Here is a 14,895-nt window from a genome sequence, read left to right as displayed (position 1 = left end):
GCCGGCGAGCCGGCCGAAGGCGCCTCGGCGAGGTCGAAGCATGCCAGGAAATCGCTCCAGAGATCGGACATGCCCCGGCTATGGTCAGGCTCTCCAGATCTGAGAATAGAATTCTCGGGTCAGTCGCCGGCGATCCCCAAGGTGCAGAAGTCCCAGACCTCGTCGGCCTCGATCGGGTGGGCGTTCTCGTCCTCGGAGACGCCGTTCGACTGGGCGACGAACATGACCGTCTGTATCACGAGGGCGGCGGCCCGGCGCGGTCTGACCTCCCCGCGGAGCTGTCCGGCGGCCTCGGCCTCCGTCATCAGCTCGGTGAACAGGGCCAGCAGCGGGGCGTGCGCGATCTTTACCTCGGCCGGGTGGGAGACCAGAAGCTGCGGCGCGAAGTCGGTGAACAGCGGGCGCTGGGCGGACGGGTCGGGACGGGAGAGCTCGAACAGCAGCGTGACCGCGACCTTGAGCCGAACCAGCGGATCGGACTGCCCGGCCGCGGCGGCCCGAATCTGCTCGGCCGACCGGCGCAGGGCGTCCTCGAAGAGGGCGAGCAGCAGCTCGTGCTTGCCGTCGAAGTGCTGGTAGAAGCTGCGCAGCGACTGCCGTGAGCGGTCCACGACCTCCTGCACGGTGAAGTCGGTGGTGTTCTTCTCCGTGATGATCGCCTGCGCCGCGTCGAGGAAGCGCTCCACCCGCTGCTCGGCGCGGAGCTTGGCGGCCTTGGTGGAACGCTCTACCGCCCGCTGCTTCCAGGCTGGTTCCTCGGCCGGTGCGCTCGCGGACGGATCCGTCCTCTGTGTCATTTCAAGAATCTTACTGCACGATTTCGGAACTGTTCCTATCAGTCTCACCGCGTGAATTGCGAATAGATTTGAGAGTATCACTCATTTGTTTGAGAATGCTATTCTAGCCTTGCGCTGCACCGTCCACGGCTCCCTGGAAGGCCTGACGGTGCACGAGATCCCCGAGCTGATCGCCGGCCCCGGCAAGGTCGTCGTCGAGGTGCGGGCCGCCGCGGTGAGCTTCGCCGACATCCTCGTCGTCCAGGGCGCCTACCGGGTCGCGGCCCCGGTCCCGACCACGCGCTCGCGCTCGTCGCGGAACTGCGCGACGGGGAGCCGGGCACGGGGCTGGTCGTGCGCCCCGGCCGGCAGCCCCGGGGCGCACGTCCCGCACGCGTCCGCCGGGATCGCCGGGCGGCGTCAGGTAGGACCGGAGTGCGGTGCGCGCCGGTATCGCCTCGCCTCAGGCCACGATGGCCCCCGACCGGGTGCGGCGGCGTACGCGGCGTCGATCACCGCCCACGGGTCGAGAGGCCCGTAGGGCGCGTCGCTCGACACCGCGACCGGCACGCCCGCGGCGGCGAGCCGGCCGCAGCGGTACAGGTCGCCGCGGTCGGCGGCCGGGACGTCGGCGCGCAGCGCGTTGCGCCGCGTCCAGCTCCCCGGCGACGCTCTCGGTGTAGCCGACGCCGCGCACCCACCCGGTCTCATCGGGTGCGGCCGCGCGGAGCGCCGCAGCCAAGGCGTCGCGTCCTCCGACCTGCGGCGGCCCGCACGGGACGGGCCGCCGCCACGCCCATGGCCTCACGGGACCGCGATCCCAGTCCCCGCAGCACATCGGCGGTGTCGGCGCCGGCGGCGGGCGCGTCGCCGTCCGGCTCGCGGTGCTCAGGGGAGGCGACCGGGACGAGGCCGGCCGCCGTCTCGACGGCCCACCCGCCGCCGCCGCGGAGCGCCGGCACGCCCGGGACCGGCGGACCCGGATCGAGGGTCGCCGCGACGGCGGCGGACATCGACACGTCCCACAGGACGCCGCGCCCCGGCGGCGCGGTCGCCGCCAGCAGCGCCGCGGTGAGCCCGGTCAGCGGGTCGGCGACGGCGTCGCCGCAGAACACGGGGGACAGGTCCGGTTCGCGGCAGACCAGCCCGGCGCTCGCTGCCACGTCGTCACCGAAACCGACGCGCTCCGACGCACGGCCGTTCTCGGTGATCGAGACCCAGGTCGTCCCGGCGGCGACGGCCGCGTCGGCGTCCAGCCCGAACCGGGCGAGGGCGCGCGGGCGGGACCGCCTCGATGACGATGTCGGCCGCCTCCACCAGCGCCGCCATCGCCCCGCGGCCCTCCGCGGTCGCCGGGTCCAGCACGACGGAGCGGTGGTCGTCGTACAGGAGCTGGTAGAAGCCGGGGTCGCCGTACCGGGCCCCCTCCGGGCGGGTGGGCGTCTCGACCTTGACGATGCGCGCCCCCGCCAGGCCGAGGAGATGCGCGCAGAGTGGCCCCCCACAACGCGCTGAGGTCGACGGCTGCGCCCCGTCCTTCACCGGACCGGGCGCAGCCGCGACCGGGACGGGGGACGGCGCCGCCGGGACGCCGCGCACCGGCCCGGCAGCGATTCCGGGAGCTCGGCGCGCTCGGCCAGGTCGGCGCCGGTGTGCTCGCGCAGCCAGGCCGTCACCGCCGGCCACGGGTCGTCGCCGACGTCGGCACCGGCGAGCGCGCCGAGGAGCGCCGGGTCGTCCGGACGGGCGCAGGACACGGCGGTCCAGCCAGATCGCGACGGCCAATGAGGTCTTCAGCCCGGCGGCCGAGGAGGTCGCGCGGGCCGGGGCGCGGCGCCGGCGGACACCGTCTCACCGCCCTGACACGCTGTACCGGCTTTTCGCGTGCCCGCTCGGCTTCACCCGACCGTCGTTCTCTGCGGCGCGGGCGATGCCTTCGCCCATGCCGCCGAAGACGCGGTCGTGGAACGGTTTGAACGCCCACCAGTAGCAGTGCCCGAGCAGACCGCGGGGGTGGAACAGGGCGCGCTGCGAGTAGCGGACGCGGCCGTCGCGTTCGGACACCGACAGCTCCAGCCAGGCCAGGCCGGGCAAGCGCATCTCGGCGCGCAGCCGCAGAAGGCGCCCGGGCTCGATCTCCTCGACGCGCCAGAAATCGACCGCATCCCCGATCCGGAGCCGGCGCGGGTCGCGGCGGCCGCGGCGCAGGCCGACCCCGCCCACGAGCCGGTCCAGGACGCCGCGGGCGCCCCAGGCCAGGGGGAAGGAGTACCAGCCGTGCTCGCCGCCGATGCCCTCGATGACGTCCCACAGCCGCTGCGGCGGCGCGTCCACGGTGCGGGACCGCTCGTCGGTGTAGAGGCTTCCGCCGGCCCAGGCCGGGTCGGTGGGAAGCGGGTCGCTGGGGGCGCCGGGGACGCTCGCCGACGACCAGCGGGTGGCCACATCCGCCTCGCGGACGCGGCGCAGCGCGAGGGACACCGCCCGGTCGAACCCGGTCAGGCCCTCGTCCGGCGGCGGGATGTACCGGCTGATGTCGTGCTCGCGGCAGATCACCTCGTTGCGCAGCGACTCCACGAGCGGGCGCGCCAGACGGCCGGGGACCGGCGTGATCGCGCCGACCCACAGGCTCGACAGCCACGGGCTCAGCACGGGCACGGGGATGATGAGGCGCGGCCTGAGCCCGGCGACGGCGGCGTAGCGCCGCATCATCTCCAGGTAGGTGAGGACGTCCGGACCGCCGATGTCGAAGCCCCGGCTGACCCGGGCGGGAAGTCCGGCGGACGCCACCAGGTAGTGCAGGACGTCCCGGATCGCGATCGGCTGGATGCGCGAGTGCACCCAGCGCGGCGTGACCATCACCGGGAGCCGCTCGGTCAGGTACCGCAGCATCTCGAACGACGCCGAGCCCGACCCGATGATCACGGCGGCGCGCAGCCAGACCGCGGGCACCCCGGCGTCCAGCATGATCCGCCCGACCTCGGCGCGGGACCGCAGGTGCGGGGAGAGGTCCTCCTCCGGGTTCATCCCGCCGAGGTAGACCAGCCGCCCGACGCCGGCGTCGCGGGCCGCGGCGGCGAAGGTGCGGGCCGAGCGGCGGTCGGTCTCGCCGAACCCGCCCGGGCCGCCGATCGCGTGGATCAGGTAGTAGGCGACGTCCACCCCGTCGAGGGCCCGGCGGGTCGACTCGGGGTCGGTCGCGTCGGCCTGGACGATCTCCACCCGGTCGGCCCAGGGATGGTCCCGCAGCCGCTGCGGTGAACGCGCCATGCACCGCACGCGGTAACCGGCGTCCAGCAGTTCGGGCACCAGCCGGCCGCCGATGTAGCCGCTGGCCCCCGTGACCAGGCACAGGCGCCCGCCGCCCGTCTCAGCGGGCGGCGACATCGCCCGCGGCCGGAACGAGTTCGGCTCTGATCATTGCTCCCCCCCTCGACCTCGGACGGCCCGTACCCGGCACCCGTGCGGGCAAGCACGGCCCGACCCGGTCTTTGCCCGCCGTGGTCCAACTCGAGCCTTCTTCCCAGCCTCATACGGTGAGTTTCCGCAGGTCATAGGCTGGCATTTTTTGTGATCCCAATGGAATTCTCGCTAAGTTCGCCGCAAAGCGAAGAAATGGACCGTCGGAGCGGGAACGAGTCGAAGGACGACGCAGAACGGCACTGCCGGCGAAGCCACGCCGCTTGACGCGCAAGGCCGCGACTGCTCCCGCGGGCCTGGTCCCCAACGCCCCGCCAAAGAGATGGGCGGCGTCCCTCCCGAGCCGACCGGTCGGCCAGAGGAGCCGCCATGACGAGGAGCTCACCGGCCTCTCCGAGTTCTTCATGCGCCTGCTCTACTCCTACCTCTCAGTGCCCGAGGCCACCGGGACCGACCCGCGCCCCTTCCTGCGCCGGTGGCTGTCGCCCGCCGTGCTCGCCCGAGCCGGCCGCACGACCGCCCCGTGACCCGTCCGTGCGGACGGTGAGGAGGCGTTCGACCTCGTCGTGCCGTGCGGCGGCCTGGCGGAGTACGCTGCGGGCAGTGTCGATCACGGCGTCGCGCCGCACACAGGTGCTCGCCGCCGGCCTCCGGGAGTGCGCATGACCACGGCCGTGGACTTCCATCTCGACCCGATGTGCCCGTTCGCCTACGCGACCTCCGTCTGGATGCGCGAGGTGCGCGACCGGCTGGGGATCGAGGTCGGCTGGCGGTTCTTCAGCCTGGAGGAGATCAACCGCGCCGAGGGCAAGAAGCACCCGTGGGAGCGGCCGTGGTCGTACGGCTGGTCGCTGATGCGGATCGGCGCGCTGCTGCGGCGCCGCGACATGGCGGCGCTCGACGCGTGGTACGGCGCGATCGGCGCCGAGTTGCACGTGCGCGGCGGCAGGCCGCACGATCCCGCCGTCGCGCGGCGCCTGCTCGACGAGCTCGGCTTCGGCGCCTCCACGCTGGACGAGGCCCTGGCCGACGCCGGCACGCACGAGGACGTCCTGGCCGACCACCGGCGCGTGGTGGACGCCGGAGGCTTCGGTGTGCCCACCCTGTTCTTCCCCGACGGCCAGTGCCTGTTCGGGCCGGTGCTGATCGACCCGCCCGCCGGCGACCGCGCCGTGCGGCTCTGGGAGACCGTCACCGGCATGCTGGAGTTCCCCGACCTCTTCGAGATCCAGCGGCCCAAGGGCCCCGCGGAGCGGCAGCGCATCCATCGGGCGCTGCAGCCCTACCTCAGCGGTCGCGACTGGGTCAGCGTCGACCGCGGCAAGGTCATCGACATACCCCGGGACTCGACGGCGGGCGGTGCGGCATGAACGGGGACGCGGACCGGAAGCGCGTGATCGACGTGCTCGTCGGCGAGTGGGCGGCGCTCGACCGGCTGCTCACCGGCCTCACCGGCGCGGAGTGGGCGCGGCCGACCTGCCTGCCGGGCTGGCGGGTCACCGACGTCGTGGCGCATCTGATCGGGACGGAGTCGATGCTCGCGGGCGAGCCGGTGCCCGCCGCGGACATCGACGTCACGGCGCTGCCGCACGTCCGCAACGACATCGCGGCCTTCAACGAGCAGTGGGTCATGGCGCTGCGGGAGGAGGAGCCCGCCGCGATGCTGGCGCGGTTCCGCGACGTCACGTCCCGCCGCGCCGCGATGCTGGCCGGGATGTCCGACGCCGAGTTCGACGCGCCGAGCCGGACGCCCGCCGGCCAGGCGACCTACGGCCGGTTCATGCAGATCAGGATCTACGACTGCTACATGCACGAGCAGGACGTCCGCGCCGCCGTCGGCGCGCCCGGGAACGAGGACGGCCCGGCGGCCGACGCCGCCGTCGACGAGGCGGCCCGCGCGCTGGGGTACGTCGTCGGCAAGCGCGCCGCCGCTCCGGACGGCAGCACCGTCCTCATCGACCTCACCGGACCGGTCCGGCGGAGCCTGGCGGTCGAGGTCGACGGCCGCGCGCGGCTCGTGGACGGCCGCGGCGGCCCGGCGACGACGGAGCTGCGTCTGCCTTCGACGCTGTTCCTGCGGCTCTGCGGCGGCCGCACCGCCGTGCACGACCAGGTGGAGGTCGCCGGCGACCGGGAGCTGGGCCGCCGGATCCTGGACAACCTGGCCTTCACCATCTGAGGACCGCTTCCCCGGCCGTTCCCCCGCTGACCGCATGCGTTCCGGGTCGGCTCGGCAAAAGGTTCGCCAACGCGGGAGTCCGGCCGCCCGTGACGGTCACGAAGGAGGTGGGCCGCCGGTACGGAACACCGCGCCGGGGCGCTTCCGCGTGATCAGCAGCGACCCGAGAACGGCGCGGAAACAGGAGATGAGACCGGTGGGACGGCATCGACTCCCGCGGCCGCGCACCATCCGCGGACGGGACACGCTGATCACCGTGGTGGTGGCCACACTGGTCTCCACGGTGCTCGCGATCGGAGCGGACGTCCTCATCCGCTCCCAGGAGAGCGACTTCGCGTTCACGCGGACGGAGGTGGCCACGCGGCGCGTGAGCGCCGCGGTGCGGCAGGGGGCGACGCAGAACCCGCTCCCCGAGGGCCCGTACGGAGTCCGGCTCCTTCAGGTGGTCGACGCCGGCCGGCGCGTCACCAACGCGAGCAGGGACGCCGCCGGACTGCCGCCGATCAGCGCGGTGGTCCCGCCGCCGGACAACCGGCTCCAACGCATGTACGCGTGTCCGGCACACGGCGGGAGCTGCCTGACGGTGGTGGCCGTCCGGGTCGCCATGGCCCCCGGCTCGCCCGTCGTCTACGGAGCGCGCCCCGTGCCGGCGATCCTGGCGGGCCCCTACCTCGAGCTGATCCTCACCGCCTGCGCGCTGCTCCTGGTCTCCATGGCGACCTGGACGACCTGGCAGGTCGTCGGCCGGACGCTGCGCCCCGTCGGCGCGGTCCGCGGCCAGCTGGCCGAGATCAGCATCAGCGACCTGTCCCGCCGGGTGCCCGAGCCGGCGGGCGAGGACGAGGTCGCGCAGCTCGCCCGCACCGCCAACCTCACCCTCGACCGGCTCGAGCGATCCGTGCGCCGGCAGCAGCAGTTCGCGTCGGACGCCGCGCACGAGCTCCGGACGCCGATCACCGCCCTCCGGCTCAACCTCGAGGAGATCGCCCTGCGCCCCGGCGACGCCGAGGTCGGCGAGGCGGCCCGGGCCGCGCTCCTGTCCGCCGACCGCCTGGAGGGCATCGTCGCCGACCTGCTGCTGCTCGCGCAGATCGGCACGGCGGCCGACATCCCCGAAGACCTCGACTTCAGCGGCCTGGTCGACGGCGAGCTCCGCGCTTGCCGCCCCGCCGCCCCTGGCCCGGACGACCGGCGCCCGGCGATCGCCGTCAACGCCGAGCTCGCCCCCGGCCTGCACCTCAGGGGAGTCCGCGCCCAGCTCGAGCGCCTCGTGGACAACCTGCTGGACAACGCCCTGAAGTACGCCGCGACGACCGTCGACGTGCGCTTGGACCGGAGCGACGGCGACGCCGTGCTGACCGTCGGCAACGACGGACCCGGGATTCCCCCCGCCGACCGCGAACGCGTCTTCGAGCGATTCGCCCGCCTCGACACGGCGCGCAGCCGCGACGCCGGCGGAACCGGCCTCGGCCTGGCCATCGCCCGCGAGGTCGCGCACGCCCACAGCGGCTCGCTCGTCATCGACGACGTGGCGTCCGGGACGCGGCTCACCCTTCGCCTGCCCCTCCTGACCGAGCCGGGCGCGCAGGCCGCCTCGGACGCGTCACCTCACTGACCTCTCCTGCGGACATCCAGCCGGGGCGGACGCAAACCCGCCGGAGCGCCGGACCGTCTCACAAGCCGATGCCTTCTACGACAAGGACTCTCGGAATGGATCGCCGCCAGGTGCTGACCATGATCGTCGCTGGGACCGCGGGGGTGGCGGCCGCCGCCGCTCCGGAGCTGTGGCGGCCGGAACGGCACCGGTCGGCGCACGCCGCCGTGGCCCGCCGGGCGCCCGCGCCGCCGCCCGATCCCGGGTTCGCGCCCGCCCGGTCCATGAGGGCCGTCACGAGCCCGGTCCATTCCCTGCGCGACCTGGCTCCGGCCGCGCCGCCGAACGCGGTGGCGCTGACCATCGACGACGGGCCGCACCCGTACTGGACGCCCAAGATCCTGGACGTGCTCGCCGAGCACGAGGTGCACGCGACCTTCAACATGATCGGCGAGCAGGTGCCGGACAACGCCCGGCTGGTGCAGCGGATCGTGGCGGCGGGACACCAGATCGCCGACCACACCCTCACCCACCCGATCGACCTCCCGAAGCTGCCCGCCCCGCGCATCCGGCAGGAGATCGCCGAGGCGCACGACCGGATCGCCCAGGCCGCCTCCGCCGCCCCGCGCTTCTTCCGCTCCCCGGGAGGCAACTGGTCGCAGCAGGTCATCGAGACCGCCACCGCGCTCGGGATGATCTGCGTCGACTGGGGCGTCGACCCCCGCGACTGGGCCCGCCCGGGCGTCCCGCACATCACCGCGAACCTCGAGAAGGCCACGCCGGGGGACATCCTGCTGTGCCACGACGGCGGCGGCGACCGCTCCCAGACCGTCGCGGCCCTCCGCACGGTCATCCCGGCGCTCAAGCAGCGCGGCCTGACCTTCGTCGCACTCTGAGGAACGTCCCGAACGGAGCCGCGCCGTCCGGGGCGGCTCCGTCGCGATCGTTCATGCGGTCCTCGGGCGTCCGGCTTCCGGGCGTCCGAGGACCGCAGTCGCGCTCAGGCGCCGGCGCCGCCGTCGACCGGGACGATCGCGCCGGTCACGTAGGAGGCCCGGTCGCTGAGCAGCCACGCGGCCGCCTCGGCGACCTCGCGGGGCTCGGCCATCCGGCCGAGCGGCGTCGCCGCGTTGTTGGCCTCGATGATGCCCGGGGACACCGCCTCCCACGCCTCCATCATCTCCGTGGCGGTGCCGCCGGGGGTGATGCCGTTCACGCGGATCCCCTGCCGTCCCCAGGTCGCGGCGGCGGTCTCGGTGAGGCTGTTGAGCGCGCGCTTCATCGCGCCGTACGCGGGGAGGGCCGGGTTCGCCCGGCGGCTGCCGATGCTGGAGGTGTTGACGATCGCGCCGCCGCCGTTCCGCCCCATGAGGGCGGCCTCGGCGGTCATGGCGGTCCAGTGCGCGCGGAAGTTGACGGCGAACTGCTCGTCGATGTCCTTGTCGCCGGTGGTGTCGAGCGGGCCGGGCACCTGGACCGTCGCGGCGTTGTTGAAGGCGCCGTCGAGCCGTCCGTGCAGTTCCTCGACGCGGTCCACCGCGGCGCGGATGCTCGCGGGGTCGGCGAGGTCCAGGGTGACCGCGTCGGCGGCGCCGCCGCCGGCGCGGATCTCCTCGACGATGCGTTCGAGGGCGTCGGTGCCGCGGGCGGCGAGCACGACGGCGGCGCCCTCGGCGGCGAAGAGCCGGGCCGCCGCCGCCCCGATGCCGCGGCTGGCGCCGGTGATGAACACGACCTTGCCCGAGAGCAGGCCGATGGGTGCGATGCCGATGTCGTTGGTCATGGCGCCAGTGTCGGACCGGTCACCGAGCCGGATGCAGGCACAGGCGGTACCAGGGTCCGTCGCCGTCCAGCGTGCACACTTGGGATATGGACAAACGGGAACTGGGCGCGTTCCTCCGCAGCCGCCGCGAGCGGCTCAGGCCGGAGGACGTCGGCCTCCCCTCGGGCCCGCGGCGCCGGACACCGGGGCTCCGCCGCGAGGAGGTGGCGGTCCTCGCGCACATCTCCACGGAGTACTACGTCCGGCTCGAGCAGGGCCGGGCGCCACGGCCGTCGAGCGAGGTCCTCGCCGGGATCGCGGGCGCGCTGCGGCTCACCGGCGCCGAGTCCGATCACCTTCACGTCCTCGCGGGCACCGCGCCGAGCCGCACCGGGCTGCACCGGCGCGACGTCCGCCCCAGCATCCTCGCTCTGGTCGAGCGGCTGCCGCAGACGGCCGCGTTCGTGATGTCGGCCGCGTTCGAGGTGCTCGCGTGGAACGACCTCGCGGCCGCGCTGATGGTGGACTTCGCCGAGCTCGCCCCGCGGGACCGCAACCTCGCGCGCTGGGCCTTCGCCGGGTGGGCGCCCGGGGACGCGACGCGGTACGGCCTCTCCGACGTGACGGAGTTCCGGCACCACGTCGTCATGGAGCTCCGGTCCACCCTCGCCCGGTACCCGTCCGACCCCGCGGTGACCGGCCTCGTCGACGAGCTCCGCGCGGGCAGCCCCGAGTTCGCCCGGCTCTGGGAGCGGCACGACGTGCAGGACGCGCCGAGGCTCACGAAGACCTTCCGGCACCCCGTCGTCGGGGAGATCACCGTCGACTGCGACTCGCTCGCCCTGACCGACCGCGACCAGCATCTCGTGCTCTACAGCGCGCCTCCGGGGTCCCCCGCCGCCGAGGCGCTGGCCCTTCTCGACGTGCTGGGAGCCGAGTACGTCAAGGAGAGCAGGTCGCTCTGACGGAGCCGGACGCGGCCTCGTCCGGACGCGGCCGGGAACGGGGCCCGCGTCACCGGTCCGTTCTGCCGGCTGCCAGGGTCGATACAGGTAGGAGATCGGCCCCGGCATCTGGAGCACATCATGAAGACTGTTCGTACGTACGCCGCGACGGCCGACGGCAGCCCGAGCGTCGAAGGCGAGGAGCGCGCCGTGGCCGCCGTGTTCGAGGAGACGTCCAAGGCGTGGGCGGACGGCGACGCGGGCGCCTTCACCCGGTGGTACGCGGAGGGCGCGACGGTGATCTTTCCCGGCGTCCACCTGCGGGACCGCGCCGAGATCCGGACCGCGATGGGGGCGGCCTTCGCCGACCCGCTGAAGGGCACGCGGCGCATCCATGCCGTGCAGAGCGTCCGCCTCCTCGGTGCGGACGCGGCGGTCGTCGTCACCAGGAGCGCCACGACGTCTCCGGGTGAGACCGAGCCCCCGGCCGAGCAGTGGGAATCGGCGACCTGGACGCTCTCCAAGCAGGACGGCCGATGGCTGATCGAGGCCTACCACAGCTGCCCCGCCCCGGCCGCTCCGGCGGAGGCACCCCGCAGGTGAAGCCACCTCGGCGGGCAGGCCGTCCGCGACCGCATGACCGACGGCCTGCCCCTCCCTCGCACCGGCCCCCAAGCGGCGTCCTCCGAAGGGGCGTGCGTCAGGGCCGGATGTTCTCCAGGTCCTCGAGGAGGCCGGGGTGGGTCGGCCGCCACCCGAGGGCGTCGCGGGTGTGGGCGCTGGACGCGGGCTGGTCCATGGCGAAGATCGGGCCGAACGGTCCGAAGGTCTCCTGCGGCACCTGCTCGACCGGCAGGCCCAGCCGCCTGCCGATGACGGACGCGATGTCCCGCACGGCATCGCCCTCGTCGGCTACGGCGTGCCAGGACGTCCCGGCCGGTGCCGACTCGAGGACCAGCCGGAACAGGACCGCCGCGTCGAGCGCGTGCACGGCCGGCCAGCGCTGGGCGCCGTCGCCCGGGTAACCCGCCACCCCGGTGCGGCGCGCCGCATCGGCCAGCAGGCCGGCGAATCCACCCTGCCCCTCGTTGTGGACCGTGCGCGGCATGCGGACGGCCATGCCGCGCAGGCCGCGCTCGGCGAGGTCGAGCAGCGCCGTGACCGAACGGCCCCGGCCGCCCACCGGTCCGTCGGTCGGCAGCGGATCGGCCTCGGTCGAGGCGCGTCCCGGGACCCAGGGCGTACCCGAGACCGTGACGATCGGACGGTCGCTGCCGATCAGTTCCCGCCCCAGCGCGTCGAGAGCGGCGCTCTCCTCGGCGATGGCCCGGGCGAGCGCGTCCGGACTGCCGTAGTCGCGTCCGAACGCCAGGCTGATCACGCCGTCGGACTGCGCGGCGCCGGACCGCAGGACGTCGAGGTCCGCCAGATCCCCGCGCAGCACCTCGGCGCCCGCGCTCTCGAGGGCCTTGGCGGAGCCGTCCGAGCGGGCCAGCGCGAGGACGGTGTGGCCGTTGCCGAGCAGTTCGGCGACGACGGCGGAGCCGATGGTGCCGGTACCGCCGGTGACGAAGACGTGCATGAGCTCTCCCTGAAGTGATGGGACCTTTGTCCCATCACTGACTCTACACGGTGACGGGACAAAGGTCCCATCATCTATCCTTGGTCCCATGGCCAGATGGCAACCCGGAGCGACCCAGCGACTCGTCGTCGCGGCCGTCGACCTGTTCACCGAGCAGGGCTACGACGCCACCACGGTGGCGCAGATCGCCGAGCGCGCCGGCGTCACCAAGAGCACCTTCTTCCGGCACTTCTCCGACAAGCGCGAGCTGCTGGTCGCGGGTCAGGAGACGCTCAGCAGGCTGCTCGCCGACGGCATCGCCGAGGCGCCCGCCGACGCGAGCCCGCTCCAGGCGGTGGCGGCCGGTCTCGAGCGCGCGTCGAGCGCCATGGGGCCGGCGAACCGCGAGATCGGCCCCCGTCTCGAGGCGGCCGTGGCGGCCAGCACCGAGCTCCAGGAGCGCGACGCCCTCAAGAGCGTCGGTCTCGCGGCCGCCATGACGGACGCGCTCATCGCCCGCGGCGTCCCCGACGCCACCGCGCATCTCGCGGGCGAGCTGGGGGTCCTCGCGTTCAAGCGGGGCTACGCCCGATGGTGCGAAGGTGACCGCGATGACGCGGAAGGGCTCGCGCCCCATGCGCTCGCGGCCTTGGAAGAGCTGCGCGCGGCAAGCGCGTCACTGGCCTGATCCACCCCGCCCGCCCATCACCGGTCGCGCACGAAACGACCGGCCCTGGCGTGCGGCCGGCACACCGGAGCCCGCCGTCATCGGCCGAGGATCTCCTCCATGACCTCGACCGGTAATGCCGGGTTCCGTGCGGCCGCTTCGGCGGTCTCGTCGTCGGCCAGCATCTGCAGGAGCCGCGGTGCGGGCAGCCGGGCGTCGACGGCCGCCGAACGCCGTACCGCCAGGTCGGGGTCGTAGCCGAGGGCCTCGACCGTTCGCGGCGGGATGTGCGGGTCCATGGTCGCCAACGCCCGTTCGCGCGGGTCGGACGAGGTGGCGAAGCGACGCAGTCCCGCGCGGGGGAAGTTCGGGTGGTGCAGCATCTTGGCCTGGGAGTATCCCTCGAACTCCAGGACCGTCCTGAGCAGCAGCGCACCGGGCGGGTCCGGATGGTTCTCGGCCAGGAAGAGCCGGACGAGAAAGTCGTCGTCGCCGGCCAGGGCCTGGACGAGGTCCGGCGGGAGATGCGGACAGTGCGCCGCACTGCGCCTCAACGCGGGATGCGCCGAGGTCGCACACCTGCGCATGACCGCCGCGTCACCGCACGCATCGGTCACCCAGTCGAGCGGATGAAAGTTCCTGTCCGGGGTGTCGGTGTAGTCGATGGCCGCGCGCTGCTCCTCGGTGAGATCGGGCCGCCGGGACACGGCGAGCCGCACCTCCGGATCGGGATCGGCGGCCAGCTCCGCCACGAGGTCGGCCGGGAGGCTCGGTTCGGCGGCCGCCCTCGCCCGCGTGCCGGCATCGCCGTCGCGGGCGAGACGCTCGGCCAGAGGGCGCGCAAGGATCGTCCCTTTCGAGATCCAGCGGGGAAGGTCGCTCTCGGACTCGACGATCTTCGCGGGCTCCAGGCATTGCGCGGCGGCCCGCCGCACGCCGGGATCGGGGTCCGACAGCAGAGCCGCCCTGGCCGCCTCGCTCAGCTCCGACCCGACATCGAGCAGGTGCCGCCGGACGCCCGGATCGGGGTCGGCGGCCAGCAGATCCCGGACGTGCGAAGGCGTGTACGGCTGCAGGGCGACTTCTTCTCGGACCACCCGTTCGGGGTCGGCGGCCAGCAGTTCGTACGCCTCGATGGTCAGGGGCGTCCGCGGCTCGAGAGTCGACACCTGGTACCGGTAATTGCAGTGCTCGACCAGGTTCACCCTCACCCCGAGATCCGGGTCGGCGGCCAGCCGGGACCGGACCTGAGGCCCGACCGACAGGTTCCAGGTGAGAGCGCGCCGCAGGCCCCGGTCGCGATGACGGACGATTCCGTCGACAAGCCGTTCCGGCATGGTCGTGCGCGCGGCCAATGCGCGCCGCACGTCGTCCGGGCCCGCCTCCAGGAGTCTCAGCAGAATCTGGAGTGGAGCGGCCTGGTTGCGCGCAAGGCCGATCAGCCTGGGGTCGGAGGCACCGCGGACATCGCGCACTGGCGGTCCTTTCGCTCGCCGATGTTCCCCGCTCCCCAGCATGACGCATCGCCGGCCGTTCGATACGCCGATCAGCGGAGCGCGGGGACGAAGCAATGGTCTTCGGCGGTGCTCGTCAATCCGCGGTCAGCAAGGCGTAGAGGAGCCACAGGAATACGCCGTACGACAGCGCGCCCATCATGGCGAAGCGCACGCACGCTCGGCGTTGCCGGCCGAACAGGGCCACCGCCGTGCCGGCGATCGGCGAGAGCAGCGCACCGCCCACTCCGACCCACATCAGCATTCTGCCGACCCGGTCCCAGAAGGTTTCGTCATAGACGTTGTCGCCGATGAGCGCCGAACCGATCCAGAGCGCAACGGGGAAGGCGAGCCACCAGGCGGTCAGTCCGGTGATGAATCGGGACGCGACTCGCCCCGCGGCCGCAGCGGAGCGAGCCGCGTCAGGCGAGGCGCTGGACGAACCGGAAGCATCGGGCGCCATCCCGCGATCATAAGCGTCCCCGTCGAACTCCCCGGA

General features: G+C 73.6%; 18 protein-coding genes. 9 read left to right on the top strand and 9 right to left on the bottom strand.

What is annotated here, in order from left to right:
- Positions 1 to 119: 119 nt before the first annotated feature.
- Positions 120 to 797, bottom strand: coding sequence for a TetR/AcrR family transcriptional regulator (locus tag J4557_RS23720; protein ID WP_208268937.1), 678 nt, complete (start codon positions 795 to 797; stop codon positions 120 to 122).
- Between the two features lie 109 nt (positions 798 to 906).
- On the opposite strand from J4557_RS23720, the gene J4557_RS23715 reads away from it, so the two are divergent.
- A complete protein-coding gene (locus J4557_RS23715) occupies positions 907 to 1,317 on the top strand; it encodes a hypothetical protein (protein WP_208268936.1) in 411 nt (136 codons plus the stop codon).
- Between the two features lie 166 nt (positions 1,318 to 1,483).
- Here the strand turns inward: J4557_RS23715 and J4557_RS23710 are convergent, their stop codons facing one another.
- The 4 genes from J4557_RS23710 to J4557_RS23695 form a co-directional block, all read right to left on the bottom strand.
- Complete coding sequence (locus J4557_RS23710) at positions 1,484 to 1,939, bottom strand: hypothetical protein (protein WP_208268935.1); 456 nt, start codon at positions 1,937 to 1,939, stop codon at positions 1,484 to 1,486.
- A 4-nt stretch (positions 1,940 to 1,943) separates the two neighbouring features.
- Positions 1,944 to 2,318 (bottom strand): CoA transferase, encoded by a 375-nt coding sequence (locus tag J4557_RS52220; protein ID WP_208268934.1) that lies wholly within the window; start codon positions 2,316 to 2,318, stop codon positions 1,944 to 1,946.
- On the bottom strand, positions 2,315 to 2,533 hold the full coding sequence (locus J4557_RS23700; protein WP_208268933.1) for a hypothetical protein: 219 nt from the start codon (positions 2,531 to 2,533) through the stop codon (positions 2,315 to 2,317). The genes J4557_RS52220 and J4557_RS23700 overlap by 4 nt, the downstream gene beginning before the upstream one ends.
- A 94-nt stretch (positions 2,534 to 2,627) precedes the next feature.
- Entirely contained in the window at positions 2,628 to 4,163 is a 1,536-nt protein-coding gene (locus J4557_RS23695) for an SDR family oxidoreductase (protein ID WP_208268932.1), read from the bottom strand.
- A 437-nt stretch (positions 4,164 to 4,600) separates the two neighbouring features.
- On the opposite strand from J4557_RS23695, the gene J4557_RS51050 reads away from it, so the two are divergent.
- From J4557_RS51050 to J4557_RS23675, 5 genes are all read left to right on the top strand, one after another.
- Positions 4,601 to 4,723, top strand: a complete 123-nt coding sequence (locus J4557_RS51050; protein WP_279576159.1) for a hypothetical protein — start codon at positions 4,601 to 4,603, stop codon at positions 4,721 to 4,723.
- Between the two features lie 135 nt (positions 4,724 to 4,858).
- A complete protein-coding gene (locus J4557_RS23690; RefSeq protein WP_208268931.1) occupies positions 4,859 to 5,566 on the top strand; it encodes a mycothiol-dependent nitroreductase Rv2466c family protein in 708 nt (235 codons plus the stop codon).
- The gene (locus J4557_RS23685) at positions 5,563 to 6,375 is read left to right on the top strand and encodes a maleylpyruvate isomerase family mycothiol-dependent enzyme (RefSeq protein WP_208268930.1); all 813 of its coding nucleotides are present in this window, start codon (positions 5,563 to 5,565) and stop codon (positions 6,373 to 6,375) included. The genes J4557_RS23690 and J4557_RS23685 overlap by 4 nt, the downstream gene beginning before the upstream one ends.
- A 196-nt stretch (positions 6,376 to 6,571) precedes the next feature.
- On the top strand, positions 6,572 to 7,990 hold the full coding sequence (locus J4557_RS23680; RefSeq protein ID WP_307800160.1) for a sensor histidine kinase: 1,419 nt from the start codon (positions 6,572 to 6,574) through the stop codon (positions 7,988 to 7,990).
- Positions 7,991 to 8,085: 95 nt separating this feature from the next.
- Complete coding sequence (locus tag J4557_RS23675; RefSeq protein WP_208268928.1) at positions 8,086 to 8,865, top strand: polysaccharide deacetylase family protein; 780 nt, start codon at positions 8,086 to 8,088, stop codon at positions 8,863 to 8,865.
- Positions 8,866 to 8,969: 104 nt separating this feature from the next.
- Here J4557_RS23675 and J4557_RS23670 read toward each other — a convergent pair whose 3' ends face one another.
- Positions 8,970 to 9,752: an SDR family NAD(P)-dependent oxidoreductase gene (locus tag J4557_RS23670; RefSeq protein WP_208268927.1), complete on the bottom strand. Its 783-nt coding sequence runs from the start codon at positions 9,750 to 9,752 to the stop codon at positions 8,970 to 8,972.
- An 86-nt stretch (positions 9,753 to 9,838) separates the two neighbouring features.
- On the opposite strand from J4557_RS23670, the gene J4557_RS23665 reads away from it, so the two are divergent.
- Positions 9,839 to 10,696 carry a helix-turn-helix transcriptional regulator gene (locus tag J4557_RS23665; RefSeq protein WP_208268926.1) on the top strand — a complete coding sequence of 286 codons (858 nt, stop codon included), beginning with the start codon at positions 9,839 to 9,841 and terminating at the stop codon, positions 10,694 to 10,696.
- Between the two features lie 120 nt (positions 10,697 to 10,816).
- On the top strand, positions 10,817 to 11,278 hold the full coding sequence (locus tag J4557_RS23660) for an SgcJ/EcaC family oxidoreductase (RefSeq protein ID WP_208268925.1): 462 nt from the start codon (positions 10,817 to 10,819) through the stop codon (positions 11,276 to 11,278).
- Between the two features lie 97 nt (positions 11,279 to 11,375).
- Here J4557_RS23660 and J4557_RS23655 read toward each other — a convergent pair whose 3' ends face one another.
- Positions 11,376 to 12,257 (bottom strand): SDR family oxidoreductase, encoded by an 882-nt coding sequence (locus J4557_RS23655; protein ID WP_208268924.1) that lies wholly within the window; start codon positions 12,255 to 12,257, stop codon positions 11,376 to 11,378.
- A gap of 88 nt (positions 12,258 to 12,345) precedes the next feature.
- Here J4557_RS23655 and J4557_RS23650 point away from each other — a divergent pair, with 88 nt between their 5' ends.
- On the top strand, positions 12,346 to 12,924 hold the full coding sequence (locus J4557_RS23650; RefSeq protein ID WP_208268923.1) for a TetR/AcrR family transcriptional regulator: 579 nt from the start codon (positions 12,346 to 12,348) through the stop codon (positions 12,922 to 12,924).
- Between the two features lie 77 nt (positions 12,925 to 13,001).
- Here J4557_RS23650 and J4557_RS23645 read toward each other — a convergent pair whose 3' ends face one another.
- The gene (locus tag J4557_RS23645; protein WP_208268922.1) at positions 13,002 to 14,378 is read right to left on the bottom strand and encodes a hypothetical protein; all 1,377 of its coding nucleotides are present in this window, start codon (positions 14,376 to 14,378) and stop codon (positions 13,002 to 13,004) included.
- 115 nt (positions 14,379 to 14,493) lie between these two features.
- The gene (locus J4557_RS23640) at positions 14,494 to 14,859 is read right to left on the bottom strand and encodes a hypothetical protein (RefSeq protein ID WP_208268921.1); all 366 of its coding nucleotides are present in this window, start codon (positions 14,857 to 14,859) and stop codon (positions 14,494 to 14,496) included.
- Positions 14,860 to 14,895: the final 36 nt, after the last annotated feature.

Origin of the sequence: Actinomadura nitritigenes (genome assembly GCF_017573545.1) — a bacterium.
GTDB classification, from domain to species: Bacteria; Actinomycetota; Actinomycetes; order Streptosporangiales; family Streptosporangiaceae; genus Spirillospora; species Spirillospora nitritigenes.
This window is presented reverse-complemented; position numbering and strand designations above follow the sequence as displayed.

Coding starts and splice junctions, on each gene's coding strand:
- J4557_RS23720 (WP_208268937.1), bottom strand. CDS start 797: ATGACACAGAGGACGGATCCGTCCGCGAGCGCACCGGCCGAGGAACCA.
- J4557_RS23695 (WP_208268932.1), bottom strand. CDS start 4,163: ATGTCGCCGCCCGCTGAGACGGGCGGCGGGCGCCTGTGCCTGGTCACG.
- J4557_RS51050 (WP_279576159.1), top strand. CDS start 4,601: ATGCGCCTGCTCTACTCCTACCTCTCAGTGCCCGAGGCCACCGGGACC.
- J4557_RS23690 (WP_208268931.1), top strand. CDS start 4,859: ATGACCACGGCCGTGGACTTCCATCTCGACCCGATGTGCCCGTTCGCC.
- J4557_RS23685 (WP_208268930.1), top strand. CDS start 5,563: ATGAACGGGGACGCGGACCGGAAGCGCGTGATCGACGTGCTCGTCGGC.
- J4557_RS23675 (WP_208268928.1), top strand. CDS start 8,086: ATGGATCGCCGCCAGGTGCTGACCATGATCGTCGCTGGGACCGCGGGG.
- J4557_RS23670 (WP_208268927.1), bottom strand. CDS start 9,752: ATGACCAACGACATCGGCATCGCACCCATCGGCCTGCTCTCGGGCAAG.
- J4557_RS23665 (WP_208268926.1), top strand. CDS start 9,839: ATGGACAAACGGGAACTGGGCGCGTTCCTCCGCAGCCGCCGCGAGCGG.
- J4557_RS23660 (WP_208268925.1), top strand. CDS start 10,817: ATGAAGACTGTTCGTACGTACGCCGCGACGGCCGACGGCAGCCCGAGC.
- J4557_RS23655 (WP_208268924.1), bottom strand. CDS start 12,257: ATGCACGTCTTCGTCACCGGCGGTACCGGCACCATCGGCTCCGCCGTC.
- J4557_RS23650 (WP_208268923.1), top strand. CDS start 12,346: ATGGCCAGATGGCAACCCGGAGCGACCCAGCGACTCGTCGTCGCGGCC.
- J4557_RS23640 (WP_208268921.1), bottom strand. CDS start 14,859: ATGGCGCCCGATGCTTCCGGTTCGTCCAGCGCCTCGCCTGACGCGGCT.